The following is a 15,709-nucleotide window of genomic DNA, read 5'->3' on the forward strand; positions in this document are numbered from 1 at the left end:
GAAAGAACTATGGATTGTCCACATAAGCACAATCTCCCATCGGATGGAACGCCGTTAAATCCCTCTCCTACTCTCGACCATTGGCGTGATTCATCTTCGATTACATCTTTATCTTTCCCGGATGGGCATGAAGGTTTAATTGCACTTCGGCAGGAAATTTCACAAGAAATTCTTATTGACGTCCGATTTAGCCAACAACCACATCGCTTCCCAGGATTAGCACCTCAACAAACTCCGGAAGAATTCATTGATGAGCGAGACGAACTTGCAATTACTACAGCTGATTTATTGGCGCTCGATGGAGATCAACATAGAAAGTGCCGCAAGACTGTAACTTCAAAATTCTCGTTTAAAGCTGTCAACTCATATTCAGAAGCAGTCTCGGCTCTAGTAACTAATCAATTGAGTCACTTCCTGCAACAGCCGCAACCAGTTGATCTCACTGAGCATTTCAGTGAACCAATCTCGATCGCAAACCATGCATTTGTTCTTGGAATACCTCAGTCGCTGGTGAAAGAATTTGAACGCACATTTGTTGGCTCTGTTACTCGCGAAGAACGCATTTCATACCTCCGCCAGGTTTATCAATATAAGTTAGAGAATCCAGGTGAGGACGTCATCTCTCATCTGATTCAATCTGAGCTTACGCAGGCTGAAGTAGAAGGCCTTATCTACGTCTTCTTCACCTCTGGGCGTGATTCAGTCGCTTACATGATCTCAACCAGCATGATCGCGCTTCTTCAAAACCCAGATCAGCTCGATCTTCTGCGAAAGAGCCTTCCTGTCCCTGCTGAAGCAATTGAAGAGTTGATGCGCTTCTGCGCCATGTTTGTGACTCTCTTTCCTCGAACCGCGCTCGAAGAACTAGAGATAGACGGTCATAAAATTGCAGCAGGGCAGAGCATTTCCGTTTCACCTGTTGCAGTAAATCGCGATCCACGCATTTGGGATGAGCCCAACTCGTTGAAATTAGATCGTGAATTGAAGGCGCACCTTTCATTCGGACATGGAATACATGGATGTATCGGTCAGCAACTTGCGCGCTTAGTCATTCAAGAATCCCTGACTCAATTACTTAACGCGGTAAGTGAAATTGAGTTGGTCTCGGCCGAACAGTTAGAGCCTATGGAATTTGCCCATCCTGTTGCGACCTACAAGGTGGGAAAAGTTTTGATCAACTGGAAGAAGTAGCTTTACTTCGAGCTTCCAACTACCGGAGATAATCCAACTGCACGCTTTGGTGCATCAAGATCTCCACATTTAACGAGCCAGTTAGCAAGCATTAGATGACCATGCTCTGTTAATACTGATTCAGGATGGAACTGAACGCCTTCAATAGGCAGAGTTGCGTGACGCATTGACATCACAACACCGGATTCAGTTGATCCTGTAATTTCTAGAACTGCAGGAACAGTGTCACGTTCGACTGCAAGTGAGTGATAACGAGTTGCAGTAAACGGTGATGGAAGAGTTGCAAGAACTCCTGCACCGTTATGAATTACTTGCGAAGTCTTCCCATGAAGTAATTCAGGTGCACGAGAAACAGTTGCACCGAAAGCTTCACCGATTGCTTGGTGGCCTAGGCAGACACCAAATAATGGAATGGAATTTTCTGCACAGAAATTAATCATCGCAATACTGACGCCTGCTTTATCCGGCGTTCCCGGTCCTGGAGAGATCAAGACTCCGTCATATTTAGCGGCCTCATTCGCCTCGACTTCATCGTTGCGAACTACGGTGCATTCGGCGCCCAACTGCTGCAGGTACTGCACCAGGTTGAACACGAACGAGTCATAGTTATCGATGACGAGGATTCGAGCCATGCGGTAATTGTGCTGTAACCTAGGCCCTATGCCAAAGTCGAAATTGCGTAAGAAGGTTCAAGAGCAGCACGCTCACGAAGAACAGCATCACATCGAGGAAGATTCAGCGATCCTCGAGAGCCCATCATGGCTCGCACCTGTGATGGTCGCTAACTTCCTTATCGGCTTGTTCTGGATCGTTGTCTTCTACGTAAGCCAGACTCTCTATCCAATTCCTGGAATTGGTGCATGGAACATGATTATTGGTTTTAGCTTTATTGCAGTTGGTTTCTCACTCGCTACCAAGTGGCGCTAAACCCGACTCTTTAGCTTTTATATTCCTTAAGGTAAAACAGAGTTGCTGCGCTTGCGCATGCCAAGAATCCGAACGGCAACCAAAGCGTGGTGCTTGCTCCATATCTATCGATGGATTGTCCAGATAGAAAACTTGAAAGAGCTCCGGTCAGTGGAATTCCAGCTGTCGCCAAAGTAATTGCTTGCGTCATTTGTGATGGTGGAACAGAGTTGGTGACAAGAGGTAAGCCATTAGGAAGTAGCGGCGCGATACAAAGCCCCTGCAAAAATAGTGCGATACCCAATTGATAGAAGTTTTCAAGAAACGGAAAAGTTAGAGAGATGGCAGTCATCCCAAATAAGTAAGCTAAGTATCGAGAGCCGTGGGAAATTTTCCACGTTATGGATCCATTTATCAGCGCTGAGACGGCTCCACCAACTGCCCATATCCCAAGAAGAACTCCAGAAATTGATTTAGACCCTCGTTCTTCAGAGAAGGCCACTACAGAGATATTCACTGCACTAAAAGCTCCACCGGCGATGGTGAGAGGAATTGCAACTGCTTGTAGTTTTCGATTTCGAAATACTGATTTGTGTTTCTCGCCTTTATTGCGATGTTCGATACCAGGGTCAGACTTTGAATGTGCGGCAAGTGTGGGTGCGCCAACAACTAAGAAGATAATGCCCAGTACAAGACCAGCAACAGGTGATATTGCAGCTACTACTGCAGTTGTAATGACCGGTCCTAAAATGTAAATAAATTCATCCAGCAGGCTTTCAAATGCGTACGAAGTTGAGAGGAGATCTTTCTTCTCCTCTGCAATCAGATGAACCCAGCGACGTCGCGTCATAGAACCGATACTTACCGACGCCGATTCAGCTACAAAAATCGCGATAAACCAGCTCCAAATAGGTGCTCCGTTCTTCACGAGGGCGATAAAGGTGATGATTGAAAGTATTCGAATGGGTACAGCGATAGTCAAAACAGGTCGCTGGCCAATGTGATCTGCGGCTTTAGACCACAGTGGAGAAGAGATAACTGTTACTAGCGCAGCAACAGCGGTTAACGAGCCTGCTACTGCGTATCTGCCATCGACAGATTGAACAAAGAGAATAATCGCCAAGGTATCCATGGCAATCGGTAATCGAGCAATAAAACCTGCCGAAGCAATTCTCTTTGCACCCGGCGTCTTAAAGAGCTCGATATAAGTTTTAAACAATTATGGACGAACCTTCTTCAAATGCATTCTCTGCAAGAGTGATCTCCCATTTACCGGCTTGATCTTGCCATCCACCCTTGAAGCGCTTGAAGGCAAGTGGTTCGAGAGCAACATCAACCTCTTGGCTTTCTCCTGCCTTGAGAAAGACCTTTGCGAATCCAGCTAATCGTCGCTCAAAATTTTCATTGCTTTGCAGGTGCGCATAAATCTGAACAACATATGCACCATCACGGTTTCCTGTATTTGTAACTTTTGCTCTCGCGGTTGATTTATCCGCGGTTACTAGTTCGGAAGTAAATGAGGTATATGACAATCCATATCCGAATGGAATCAAAGGCTTCTTCTTCGCTTTCTGCCAAGCGCGGTAACCGATGAAAGGGCCTTCTGAATAGTGAAGCTCGCCATTTGATGGCGTTGTATTGGAAACTGGAAGATCGGACATCTTTCGTGCCCATGTTGTTGTTGTGCGGGCTGCAGGATTAACAGCACCAAAAAGAACATCTGCAAGCGCATTGCCCATCTGTTGCCCGCCAAAGAATGTGAAGAGAACTGAATCAACTTCATCAAACCATGGCATCTCAACCGGAGAGCCTGAATTCACCACAACGATGGTGCGCTTAGCTGCTTTAGCAACTGTAGAAACCAATTGATCTTGACCGTCTGGTAGCGAAATGTCTGCACGGTCGTGGCCTTCAGACTCGATTTCAGCAGTTGTGCCAACAAAGACGATTGCGACATCTGATTCAGTGGCAAGAGAAGCTGCTGCGGCAATCTCTTCAGCCTGACTGCGTGAAGGTTCGCGGAATCCAATTAAGAAAGATGCAATAGGAATTGGTAATGAACCTTGCGGGTATTCCCATTGAATCAATACTTCTTCACCCTTACGCAAGGTATGCCCGAAAGATCTAGTTGGGGGATTAAGAACGAATTCACCTAGGTCGTCTGAGTGCATTGGGATAAAGCCCTCGTGTACTTGATCTCCAATGGTGACCTTGTAATTACCGACCATTCCTACGCCAAATTGATATTCACCATCCGCATTTGCCGTGAAGATTCCTGAAACGCGGATGAAGGAGTACTGGAACATCCATGGCTGAGTCGCCCAGTTAAAGAATCCGCCGAATCGATCTTCTCGCAATAGAACGCTTCCATCCGGTGCGAAAATTTCAGCGAGGCAACCTCCTTGGCCCGTTGCTGGGTTCTTGAGGTAATTCTTATCAAATTGGATAAGCCCCGTATCTGAATTCACGCCAAGTGCATACTCAATTGTTGATCCTGCTGGCGCGTTATTCGTTAAACCTTCAAGAGGTGCAACAAATTCTGTTGGATACACCGTCGCAGAGCCGCCACCTTGTCCACGTCCAAATCTCGCATGCGCACCAATGACTGCAATTGAAGTCTTCTTCTCAATCGGTAATGCAGAATTTTCATTCTTTGCCAAGACAATAGATTGGGATCCGACAGATCGAGCAAAAGCTTGCAGCTCGGCATTTGTAAATGCTTTAGCCTTCTTAACTTCAGCATCTGCAAACTTACCAACTCGGTATGCAAGGCGTAGAAGTCGCTCTACTTTTGCATTGATTGCTTCTTCGGATACTTCGCCACTTTTTACCGCTGCAATTAACTTCTCGCCCCAGAAACCAAAGGGTCCCGGCATCTCAAGATCGTTGCCCTCGTTGCCAGTATCAACAGTCGACTGGACTCCGGTCCAATCCGAAACGACGGCGCCATCCCAACCCCACTCTTCCTTCAGCATTGAGTTGAGAAGTGGAGAAGCAGCCATCTTTGGGCCATTGACGCGGTTATATGCGGACATGATTGTCCAAGGATTTGAATCTCTGACAGCTATTTCGAATGGAAGTGCATAGACCTCACGCAGGGTCTCGTCATCCAGGATGTTATTGACTGTGTGGCGATCTGTTTCAGCATCATTGGCGATGAAATGTTTGAGGCATGCACCAACACCTTGCCCCTGAATTCCATTAACAAAAGCAGAAGCTAATTTTCCAGAGAGCACTGCATCCTCTGAATATGCCTCAAAGTGGCGTCCACCCAGTGGTGAGCGATGAAGATTGATAGTTGGCCCGAGGACCACATCGACGTTCTTACTGCGAGCTTCATGTGCCATAACTTCGCCAACGTGGCCGAGTACATCTCGATCCCAAGTGGATGCAAATGCAGTCGCAGATGGAAGTGAGAGCGAAGGGCTTCTTTCATCCCATAGTTCTCCACGTACGCCTGATGGACCATCGGAGACCACCATCTTGCGAAGTCCAATACTGGGAAGTGCGTAAGTAGTCCAAAAATCTTCACCTGTTAATAGGCGAACCTTCTCTTCAATACTTAACTTATCGACACTCGCTTTGAAATCCATGAGGCTCCCTAGTAATTAAAGTGCAACTTTAAAGGATGCAACTTCAGGTGCACTCACTGTGACTTCATAATCTCCATATCCAACTTCAGCTTTGTTGGAGACGGTCTTGCCATTCACTCGAAGTACTGAATTGGCTGAGACTGGGAAATCGATTACTGCACGAGATCCAAACGGAACAGTGACTTTTGCAGAGAGCACGCTGTCGCCAACAATCTCCCAAGAGATTCCAGCAACACCATATGGAGTTTTGATATCCGCTGATGCATAAGTGAATCCTTCACCTGGACGAGGTGCAAAAGTGATGTGACGATAGCCAGGGTTCTTTGACGTAGGTGCAATACCTGCAACGTTGCGATAGACCCAGTCAATCACTGCACCGTATGCATAGTGATTGAAGGAGATCATCGATGCATCTGGCTGCTCTTCAGAAGAAGTTGCCATCTCGCCCTTGTGGATTGATCCATCTTCACGGATCGCATCCCAACGTTCCCAGATTGTTGTTGCCTTCTGGTCTACTTGGTAGAGCCAAGAACGTACCTTGCGGCGCATCAACATTGTGTATGCGGCGTTGAAGTAGCCATTCTTTGAGAGCGCGTGCAAGATAAGTGGTGTTCCAAGGAATCCAGTGGTGATCTTTCCTTCATCTGCAATGACCATATCGCTCAAGATCTTTGCGACTTGTGCTTTTTCAGATTCAGGAACAATTCCGAATTCAAGTGCAATGGAGCAACCAGCTGTTGTCTCTTTTGCTTCTTGGCCAAAGTGCTCCCAGATATCTTTCTTAAGCGTTGCTGCTAATTCGGTGAACTTCTTCTGATGCGCAGCATCTCCAACTAGCGCCTCTGTGTCAGCTGCTAGTTGAACGGTATTTGCAAAGAATGCGTTTGCTACGAATTGCGCCTTTACCTTTGATAGCCAAGGTTGGTCTACAGGTGCATCAGGATCGCACCAGTCTCCAAATTGGAACTCTTCTGGTAAAAACTTTTCTCCTTGGCGACGCGCTGATAAGCCATCAACGTAAGCACGGATACTTTCAACTTGTTGCTTGAGTGTTGCAGCACTTCCATATGACTCATAAGCAGCCATCGGAACGATAGTTGCAGCATCAGCCCAACCCGCGCGGTCTGTAATAACCCAGCCTGCACCTTCTGCTGGAGAAGGTTGCTTAGACAAAATATCTGGAACAACGGCGCCAACTCCGCCCACACGCTTCTGATCCACCCAGAGGTCGACCAACCAGTTACGCCAGAAGCTATCGAGCTTGTATAAAGTATTTGATGTCATCGCAATTGCTTGCGCGTCCCCCGTCCAACCAAGGCGCTCATCGCGCTGTGGGCAATCTGTTGGGACCGAGACCATATTGTCGGCAATAGACCAGACAACATTCTGATGTAAGCGGTTAAGACGTACATCCGAAGAAGTAAATGTTCCGCGGCGCTCATTTGCAGATGAAATTGCAACACCCACGGCAGAGATGAACTTGGCCGGGCCGGTAACTTCTGCGAATTGGAAGCCATGGAATGTGAACTTTGGTTCAAGAACATGGCGACCGTCGCGATCAAGAGTGAAATGGTCTGTTGCTTTCGCAGTGCGAAGGGCAGCAGTGTGCAGATTTGGCCCTGGTTCAAGGACTTCAGCATGACGGAGTGTGACTACGTCACCCTTCTTGCCATCGACTGTAAGACGAACCCATCCTGAAATATTCTGAGAGAAATCAAGAAGTGTACGAGTGGTGTTCTTTGAATCAAGAATTTTTGAAGCGAACTCTTCAATCTTCACAACTCGAGTCGATGTGCGAGCAGAGAGAGTCTCCTTCGCGAATGGATATACAACCGGAGCGCTCCATGCTGAGTCATTAAATCCAACTAACTGCCAACCTTTTTGGCGCTTTGTGTAATCGATTGTTGTGCCATCGTAAATATCTGCAAATTGAATCTCGCCGGAAGAAACCTTCCAAGACTTATCTGTGACAACAACATCTGATGATCCATCTGTGTATGTGACTTCAAGTTGTGCAAGCAGGTGAATGTTCTTGCCATAGTTGTCGTACATATTCATAAATCCGAGCTTGCCTCGCGTCCAGCCATCACCAAGTTCAGCGCTTATGCAGTTGCCGCCATCTTGAACTAGGGCTGTGACGTCATAAGTAATGTAGGTACGACGATCATCGTAAGCAGTCCAACCAGGAGTAAAGAATTCATCTGTTACAGGAACTGCGTTCAGATAGAGAGCGTGGATACCTTCGGATGCTGCGTAGAGACGAGCCTTTGCAACTTTCTTTCCTGCTTGAAATTCTTTGCGCAGAATTGGAGATGGTTCGGAGTGTGAAGATGAATCACCAATCGATTCTCCCTTTAACTCTGCACCTGCGGCTAAACCTGTCTCGAACTTTGCATAGGGGCTAAATTCGGACCAACCATACTGAGTAGCAACTCGAACGCGAAGATGACGAATTTCGCGGGCCTTGGAAATGTGACCAGCTGCTACTTGTTCAATCTGCTCTGCACTAATTACAACTGCAGATGTGATGACATCTCCGATCTCTCCAACAGAAGAAATTTCGTAGGCAAGTTGAGTTGCATCTATTCGCTCACTTGAAATCTGCCAAGTCAATTGAGGATCAACGATGGGAAGGCCAATTAAGTCAGCTGAGTACTGCGTCTGAAGCCCAATGACTCTGGTTGCTTCATCGCGCTTTGTTGACTCTGGAAGTGATGACATGACGTTCCCCTTTAGTTGTGTAAGAACTAACCCTTTACAGAGCCAGCAGTAAGACCAGAAACAATCTTCTTATTGAAGATAATGAAGACGATGAGCGGTGGAATTGTGATCAATAAGATGTCAGTAAAGAGCAAGTTGTACTGGGTGAGATATGCGCTTTGGAAGTAGAAAAGCGTGAGCTGCACTGTTGCATTGTCATTGCCCGGTAAGAAGTAGAGCGGGTTGGTAAAGTCATTAAAGATTGCAACTGATGTGGTCACAATGATGGTCACGTTCACTGGCATCAACAATGGGAAAATGATTCTTCGGTAGAGAGAGAAACCTGTGCAGCCATCCATCGCAGCTGCTTCATCAATTTCGCGTGGGATCGAAGCAATAAAGCCGCGGTAAATCAAGATCGCAAATGCTGCGCTGTAGGCGACTTCGATGAGAATGAGTCCTTGCATGGTCTTAAATAAGTGAAGACGTTGCAGTACCCAAATGGTAGGCACAACGGCTGGAGGAACTACGAGGCCAGCCAACACCATAATGTTTGCAAATGTCGTTAGCTTTCCTGGACGGCGGGCGAAAATGAAGGCTGCCATTGAGCTTACAAAGACGATCAGGATGACCGAGACTATGGTCAGAATTGATGAGTTAATGAATGCTCGAATCACAATTCCATCATTAGTCTGTAGGACAGTCTTGATGTTGTCCCAAAGTAGAAACTTCTCACCTAGCTGGAAGTTGAATTGGAAAGACTCTTTCGAATTCTTCGATGCTGTTAAGAAGATGAGAATAAACGGGGCTACGAAGACGAAGAGGCCAATCGGCACCGCGACAAAATCAATCCAGTTCTTGCGAAGGAATTTTTTCATGCTTGCTTCTCCTTCTTATTGAAGAACCAATACACAGGTCCAATGATTAATAGAACAAAGAGGAGCAGGATTACGTTTCCTGCAGTTGCTAGACCATAGAAACCAGCTTGATACTGCTTGTAATTGATAGATGCGATGACGTCCGAAAGGAAGCCTGGGCCTCCATTTGTCATCGCCCAAATGAGATCGAATGATCGTAGTCCGCCGATAAAGCTGAGAATGACGACAGCAGCGGTGGCTGGCTGAACTAAAGGAAGTGTGATGTTTTTAAATTTATCCCAGGCGCCGCCACCATCTACAGCAAGTGCCTCGTAATACTCTTGTGGAATCGTTGCAAGTCCTGCCATAAAAATTACAGTAGCCATTCCGACGCCTTTCCAGACATCTACGAATGCCACTGATAAAAGTGGAAGTAAATTCGGATCAACTAGCCATCCTGGACCATAAGTTTCCCAGCCGATGGTTTTACCAAAAGATACGATCGCTTTATTTACCGCTCCGTAGTTTGGGTCCAACAAGATACTAAAAGTAAAACCGACGCCGATAGTTGAAACTAATACCGGGAAGTACACAACTGATCGCAAAAATCCTTTAGCTCTTAAACGTCCAGTGAGAAGTAGTGCCAATGCCAGACCGAATACAACTTTGAGACCTGAAGTAACTACTCCATAAATAAGGGTGTTCTTAAATCCAATGGCAAGTGAAGCTTCTTTAAAGTATTGAATAAAGTTTTCAAATCCAACAAATTCCCAATCAAAGAGAGTCCATCGGGTCATTGAAAAGAAGAAAGATACAAAAGTCGGAATTATAAAGAAAACCGTGAAGATGATCGCAATCGGCAAAACAAGAGCGTACGAGTACGGGCTCTTGATTTTCTTCTCTGCTTTCTTCACTTTTCCCCCAAAAATAAATGTAATGAGTAAAACTGGCGGGCCGATTTCTCAGCCCGCCAGTTTTATTACTTATTTGTTACCAGCCCTTAAGGCCGAGTTGCTTCGCCTGCTTAACAACATCTGCATCGTATGCAGTAGCTGCCTTCTTAGCAGGAGTGATTCCTAATCCAACTTCGATAAGAATCTTTTCAAGGTTTGGACCCTTGATTGGTGATACGAACTCAAGTGCAGGAGCAGTTGCGTTCTTCTCAAAGTACTTAACGAGATCCTTTACTGCACCTGGAAGAGCGTTAGGAATGCTTGCTCCCTTGATGTAGTAAGGGCCGCCTGCAAATCCTTCAACGCCGTTCATAACGTCAACAGCCTTAGCTGTAGTCATCCAGCCAACAAACTTCTTTGCAGCTGCAGCGTTCTTTGTGTTAGCTGGAATGTATGTTCCTGATGGAACCCACACAGTTACACCATTGACACTCGCCTTAGAACTTGGCTGTGCGAAGAAACCAACATCTTCAAGGCTTGCAGGTTGCTGTGAAGCAATCTGTGGAATAGCCCATGTTGCCATTGGGTAGTGAGCACCCTGGCCTAGAGCAACCTTGTCGAGAGCCTGTGCGTAAGTTGTTGATGCGTAATCGCGGTTGAAGTAGTTGAGCTTCTTGAGCTCTTCAATGTATTCAAATCCGCGAAGTGCTGCCTTGTTCTTTGCGTACTTCTCTTTGTTGTTTGTGTAATCAGCAGCAAAGTTTGGTGATGCAGCTTGAACGTTGTAGTAATCAGCAAGAACGAAGAGCTGTGATGTCCATGTGTCCTTGTATGACTGGATAACTGGATCAATTCCAGCAGCCTTAATCTTCTTATTGTTAGCCATGAACTCTGCCCATGTTGTTGGAACCTTGAGCTTAAGCTTTGCATAAACCTTCTTGTTGTAGAGGATTCCGCCGCCCACTGCAGTTCCGAATGGAGTTCCGTAAACCTTCTTGCCTACAGAGACAACAGGGTTAAATGATGAGAGAACATTCTTCATGAAAGATTCGTTTGTGATTTCAAGAAGATTCTTTGAAGGAGCAAGTGCTTGGAAGAGTGAGCCGGAGTTGTATGTAAATACATCTTCCATTTCACCTGTTGCAAGCTTTGTCTTGACGAGGTTATCGCCATCTGCTCCGCCTGGACGAAGAACAACAGTGACCTTGTTGCCAGGGTTTGCCTTCTCATAGGCAGCTACGAGTGCCTTAGCAACATCCTGGTTGCTCTGGCCGTTATCGATGAGCCAAGTAATTTCTGTATCTGCAGCTTGTGATGGAGCAGCGACTGTAGCTCCAAAGACAAGTGCGATAGGTAGCGCAAGAGCTATTCCGCGCTTGATCATTGTCTTCATTCATCCTCCTGAGGTGAACTTTGGTTGAATCGTTTCAACCTTGGTGCGGAATTTAGCGGTGGTGTGACCTAACCGTCAATGGATTTCAGAAAAAGCTTGATAACGGTTTCATTACGTTTTTACGCGTAAAACTCCCCTTGATTATTGAACAATTCAACCCGTACGCTGAGCACCGTTACTTACAGGTATTTTTCGATCTCCCTCAAAGGTTCGATTTGTACCAAAGGAACGTTTTTTATTAAATGGATTCAATTCCACTGAGCGTAATTAAGGGCGGTTCTCGCGTGGCCAAGAATGTTAAGCGTCAGTTCCCGAAGCCTTCTGAGCTCGCTCCCCTTCTGCAATTCTCACTTCCTACCTTGCGCCGCAAGAAGCGCCGCCTCGAACAGGCTTACACAATTTGGGACCTACGAGATATCGCAAAGAGAAGAACACCAAAGGGCCCATTTGATTACACCGATGGATCCGCTGAAAGCGAAGTAAGTCTCGAGCGCGCACGCCAGGCTTACCGCGACCTCGAATTTATTCCGAGCATCCTTAAAGATGTATCCACCGCTGACTTAACTCGAACAGCACTTGGTGAATCATTCTCTATGCCTGTCGGTATTGCACCTACTGGCTTTACCCGCATGATGCAGTCTCAAGGTGAGATTGCTGGCGCACGCGCTGCTGAAAAATTTGGAATTCCATTTACGCTTTCAACTTTAGGCACAACAACTATTGAAGATGTGGTTGCTTCAGCTCCTGACGGGCGCAACTGGTTCCAGTTATATATGTGGAAAGACCGCGAAGGCAGCATGGCTCTGGTTGAACGAGCAAAGCGCGCTGGCGTTAAGAACCTGATGCTTACAGTGGACGTCCCTGCTGCAGGTCAGCGCATTCGAGATTATCGAAATGGATTGACTGTTCCACCACGTCTTACCGCTGGCACAGTTATTAATGCACTCCCTAGACCAGCTTGGTGGATTAACTTCTTAACCACACCTTCCATTGAATTTGCATCTATGAAGAATTGGGAAGGCACAGTCGGCGAACTCCTTGATTACATGTTCGACCCAACAATGACTTGGGAAGACCTCAAGTGGATTCGTGAACAATGGGATGGAACCCTGACGGTAAAGGGAATTCAGAACCTTGAAGATGCAAAGATGGCAGCGAAGTTAGGCGCCGATGCAATCTTGCTTTCAAACCATGGTGGTCGTCAGCTCGATCGCGCACCGATTATGTTGCACTTGCTTTCAGATATTAAGAAGGAATTTAAGAAGGATTACGAGATTCATATTGATACCGGGATCATGCACGGAGCAGATGTTCTTGCTGCGGTGGCTCTTGGTGCCCAATTCACCTACGTCGGAAGAGCATATTTATATGGGCTCATGGCAGGTGGCCAAGATGGCGTCGAGCGAGCGCTAGAAATTATGCGCACTCAGATGGTTCGTAATATGAAGTTGCTCGGGGTTAATTCACTCGATGAGTTAACACCTAAGCATGTTCGCTTCTTAAATCGTCATTAATCAGCGCTTACCGGTAGATGCGCGTTCAACCAATTGAGGTTGGAAACGAATCTGTTGGTGTTCATGGTTTTCGCCATCTTCACATTCATTGAGTAACAAATCTGCGGCTGTTACACCCATTTGGTATGAAGGCTGCGCGATAGATGAGAGTGGAACTGCTGCCGATGGAGCAAATTCAATGTTGTCATAGCCGAGTACGGAGACTTGTTCCGGAATTCGCACCTTACTTGCAAGAAGTGCACGCATGACGCCAAGAGCTAACAGATCGTTTGCGCAGAAAATGGCGGTCGGCATAACGCCCAATTCAAGAATTTTCTTTGCTGCTTCTTCACCCTTGGCCGCATTCATGAGTGGCACACGAATTGTTTCTATCTTCGCACCAGCAACCTTCGCTGCTTTTGTAACACCCGCACCACGATCAGCAACCTGAGGAATACTTTCAGGTCCGCAGACCCACGCAATGTTTTTATGACCAAGCCCGGCAAGATATTCAATTGCTATCTGACCACCATGTACGTCATCTACTGAAACCGAGCACTGCTTACGCCCCTTAATTTCACGATCCAGGAGCGTGACAGCAATTCCTCGTTCGCGCATCACCTCAAGTCGGTCAGACTTCATATCAGCGGGAGTAATGAGCACCCCACGTACCTGCTGTTGAATGAGAACATTGACGTAGCGATCTTCCTTAGTCGCAGACTCATCTGAATTACAGAGAAAGACTGCGTAATCGCGCTTGCTGGCGGCATCTTCAACACCACGGGCAACTTCGGTAAAGAATGGGTTCGCTACATCAGGCACGATCAGCCCCAGAGTTCTGCTCTGGCCTGAACGTAGATGGCGAGCAAAGCCATTAGGAACGAATCCCAGCTCTTTGATTGTGGCTTGTACACGGGCCAGCGTTTCAGGGGCTACGACTTCAGGGCGGTTGAGAACATTTGAGACCGTTCCAACGGAGACTTTGGCAGCCTTGGCTACATCTCGAAGGCTGACGCTCATGGGGCGTGAGTCTGCCCTTGCAATTGAACCGTGTCAATAAATTCAAGGCCATCTTGACCCAATTGTTATCGGATGAGGGTTGACTCACGCTTATTTCCCTCTTAACGTCTGCCTATTGAATATGAATCGTTTCAACTGCGAAGGGATGTATTGATGGAGCGCGTTGGATTTCGACTCAAGCTTCGCAAGGAGAAGCTTGATGAGTATGTCCTGCACCATCAGAACGTCTGGCCCGAGATGCTCGCAGCTCTCTCTGAAACGGGTTGGCATAACTACTCGCTCTTCTTAGATCGCAGTGATGCAACCTTGATTGGTTACTTCGAGACTCCTGATCTTCAGAAGGCGCTCGATGGAATGGCTGAAAAAGATGTCAATGAACGTTGGCAAGCATTTATGGCTGATTACTTCGAAGCACTCGATGGTCGCAGACCTGACGAAGGTTTCCTGAAGCTCGAAAACATTTTCTACCTCAAATAAAAAGAATGGATACCGACAATGGCAAGCACTAATGAAGTAAAAGCTGTTCTCAATCGCTTAGGTGTTGAGACTCCTTCATGGGCCTACGGCAACTCCGGGACGCGCTTTAAGGTCTTCGGTCAGCCAGGCGTGCCGCGCGATCCATACGAGAAGGTCGCAGACGCTGCGCAAGTACATAAGTACACCGGCGCTGCGCCAACTGTCGCTCTTCACATTCCGTGGGACAAAGTTGCTGATTACAAAGACTTTGCGGTTCATGCGCAAGGCCTTGGAGTAAAGCTCGGCACAATCAATTCAAATACTTTTCAGGATGATCAGTACATTCTTGGTTCTGTCTGCGCGCCAGATCCAAAGGTTCGCGCAAATGCCGTTGCCCACTTGCTCGACTGCATCGACATCATGGACCAAGTTAACGTTCAGGATCTCAAGCTCTGGTTTGCAGATGGAACAAACTATCCAGGACAAGACAACATCGCAGATCGTCAGAACCGTTTAGCAGAGTCACTTGAAAAGGTTTATGCACGTCTTGGCGCTAACCAACGCATGTTGCTCGAATACAAATTCTTTGAGCCAGCTTTCTATCACACTGATGTTCCTGACTGGGGAACTTCACTTTTGCATTGCATGGCGCTCGGACCAAAGGCGATGGTTGTTGTAGATACAGGCCACCATGCACCGGGAACAAATATTGAATTCATCGTCGCTGGTTTGCTGCGCGCAAAGCGACTTGGTGCTTTCGACTTTAACTCACGTTTCTATGCAGATGATGACCTTATTGTTGGTGCTGCAGACCCATTCCAGCTCTTCCGCATCATGCATGAAGTAAATATCAATGGTGGTTTTGATGTTGGAACACCTGTTTCTTACGTCCTCGATCAATGCCACAACATTGAAGCGAAGATCCCTGGTCAAATCCGTTCCATCATGAACGTACAAGAAGCTGTCGCTAAAGCAGTTCTTGTTGATCAAGATGCACTTAAGAAGGCGCAGCTTGCCGGTGATGTACTAGCTGGACATGAAGTTTTGATGGATGCATACAACACCGATGTTCGCGGACTTCTTCGCGAATGGCGCAGCGATAAAGGTATTGATCCAGAACCAATGAAGGCATATGCAGCGAGCGGTTACGCCGCAAAGATTGCTGCAGATCGCGTCGGCGGTAATCAAGCAGGTTGGGGAGCTTAAG

Annotated in this window: 13 protein-coding genes; 5 read left to right on the forward strand and 8 right to left on the reverse strand. The window is 46.9% G+C overall.

Annotated features, from left to right (window positions below; genetic code table 11):
• The first annotated feature begins 9 nt into the window (after nt 1-9).
• Nucleotides 10-1,191, forward strand: a complete 1,182-nt coding sequence (locus tag AC8GFK_RS06910; protein WP_506625156.1) for a cytochrome P450 — start codon at nt 10-12, stop codon at nt 1,189-1,191.
• 2 nt (nt 1,192-1,193) lie between these two features.
• On the opposite strand, the gene AC8GFK_RS06915 is transcribed toward AC8GFK_RS06910, so the two are convergent.
• On the reverse strand, nt 1,194-1,823 hold the full coding sequence (locus AC8GFK_RS06915) for an aminodeoxychorismate/anthranilate synthase component II (RefSeq protein WP_506625157.1): 630 nt from the start codon (nt 1,821-1,823) through the stop codon (nt 1,194-1,196).
• A gap of 28 nt (nt 1,824-1,851) precedes the next feature.
• Between AC8GFK_RS06915 and AC8GFK_RS06920 the strand changes: the two genes are divergently transcribed.
• Complete coding sequence (locus AC8GFK_RS06920) at nt 1,852-2,118, forward strand: cell division protein CrgA (RefSeq protein WP_095674116.1); 267 nt, start codon at nt 1,852-1,854, stop codon at nt 2,116-2,118.
• A 10-nt stretch (nt 2,119-2,128) separates the two neighbouring features.
• On the opposite strand, the gene AC8GFK_RS06925 is transcribed toward AC8GFK_RS06920, so the two are convergent.
• The 6 genes from AC8GFK_RS06925 to AC8GFK_RS06950 all read right to left on the reverse strand — a co-directional run bounded on the left by AC8GFK_RS06925 (nt 2,129) and on the right by AC8GFK_RS06950 (nt 11,521).
• A complete protein-coding gene (locus AC8GFK_RS06925) occupies nt 2,129-3,316 on the reverse strand; it encodes an MFS transporter (protein ID WP_506625158.1) in 1,188 nt (395 codons plus the stop codon).
• The gene (locus AC8GFK_RS06930; protein ID WP_506625159.1) at nt 3,309-5,690 is read right to left on the reverse strand and encodes a beta-glucosidase family protein; all 2,382 of its coding nucleotides are present in this window, start codon (nt 5,688-5,690) and stop codon (nt 3,309-3,311) included. Before AC8GFK_RS06930 ends, AC8GFK_RS06925 begins: the two co-directional genes overlap by 8 nt.
• A 15-nt stretch (nt 5,691-5,705) precedes the next feature.
• Nucleotides 5,706-8,411, reverse strand: coding sequence for a family 78 glycoside hydrolase catalytic domain (locus AC8GFK_RS06935; RefSeq protein ID WP_506625160.1), 2,706 nt, complete (start codon nt 8,409-8,411; stop codon nt 5,706-5,708).
• Nucleotides 8,412-8,437: 26 nt separating this feature from the next.
• On the reverse strand, nt 8,438-9,268 hold the full coding sequence (locus AC8GFK_RS06940) for a carbohydrate ABC transporter permease (RefSeq protein WP_506625161.1): 831 nt from the start codon (nt 9,266-9,268) through the stop codon (nt 8,438-8,440).
• Nucleotides 9,265-10,161 (reverse strand): carbohydrate ABC transporter permease, encoded by an 897-nt coding sequence (locus AC8GFK_RS06945; protein WP_506625162.1) that lies wholly within the window; start codon nt 10,159-10,161, stop codon nt 9,265-9,267. Before AC8GFK_RS06945 ends, AC8GFK_RS06940 begins: the two co-directional genes overlap by 4 nt.
• A gap of 76 nt (nt 10,162-10,237) precedes the next feature.
• Nucleotides 10,238-11,521, reverse strand: a complete 1,284-nt coding sequence (locus tag AC8GFK_RS06950) for an ABC transporter substrate-binding protein (protein WP_506625798.1) — start codon at nt 11,519-11,521, stop codon at nt 10,238-10,240.
• 254 nt (nt 11,522-11,775) lie between these two features.
• Between AC8GFK_RS06950 and AC8GFK_RS06955 the strand changes: the two genes are divergently transcribed.
• Complete coding sequence (locus AC8GFK_RS06955) at nt 11,776-13,047, forward strand: alpha-hydroxy acid oxidase (RefSeq protein ID WP_506625163.1); 1,272 nt, start codon at nt 11,776-11,778, stop codon at nt 13,045-13,047.
• Here the strand turns inward: AC8GFK_RS06955 and AC8GFK_RS06960 are convergent, their stop codons facing one another.
• Entirely contained in the window at nt 13,048-14,046 is a 999-nt protein-coding gene (locus AC8GFK_RS06960; protein WP_506625164.1) for a LacI family DNA-binding transcriptional regulator, read from the reverse strand. It abuts the gene before it with no gap.
• 153 nt (nt 14,047-14,199) lie between these two features.
• Here AC8GFK_RS06960 and AC8GFK_RS06965 point away from each other — a divergent pair, with 153 nt between their 5' ends.
• Nucleotides 14,200-14,523, forward strand: coding sequence for an L-rhamnose mutarotase (locus tag AC8GFK_RS06965; RefSeq protein WP_506625165.1), 324 nt, complete (start codon nt 14,200-14,202; stop codon nt 14,521-14,523).
• A gap of 18 nt (nt 14,524-14,541) precedes the next feature.
• Complete coding sequence (rhaI, locus tag AC8GFK_RS06970) at nt 14,542-15,708, forward strand: L-rhamnose isomerase (protein WP_506625166.1); 1,167 nt, start codon at nt 14,542-14,544, stop codon at nt 15,706-15,708.
• Nucleotide 15,709: the final 1 nt, after the last annotated feature.

The organism is Planktophila turicensis (SeqCode), from assembly GCF_965234405.1.
Lineage (GTDB): Bacteria > Actinomycetota > Actinomycetes > Nanopelagicales > Nanopelagicaceae > Planktophila > Planktophila turicensis.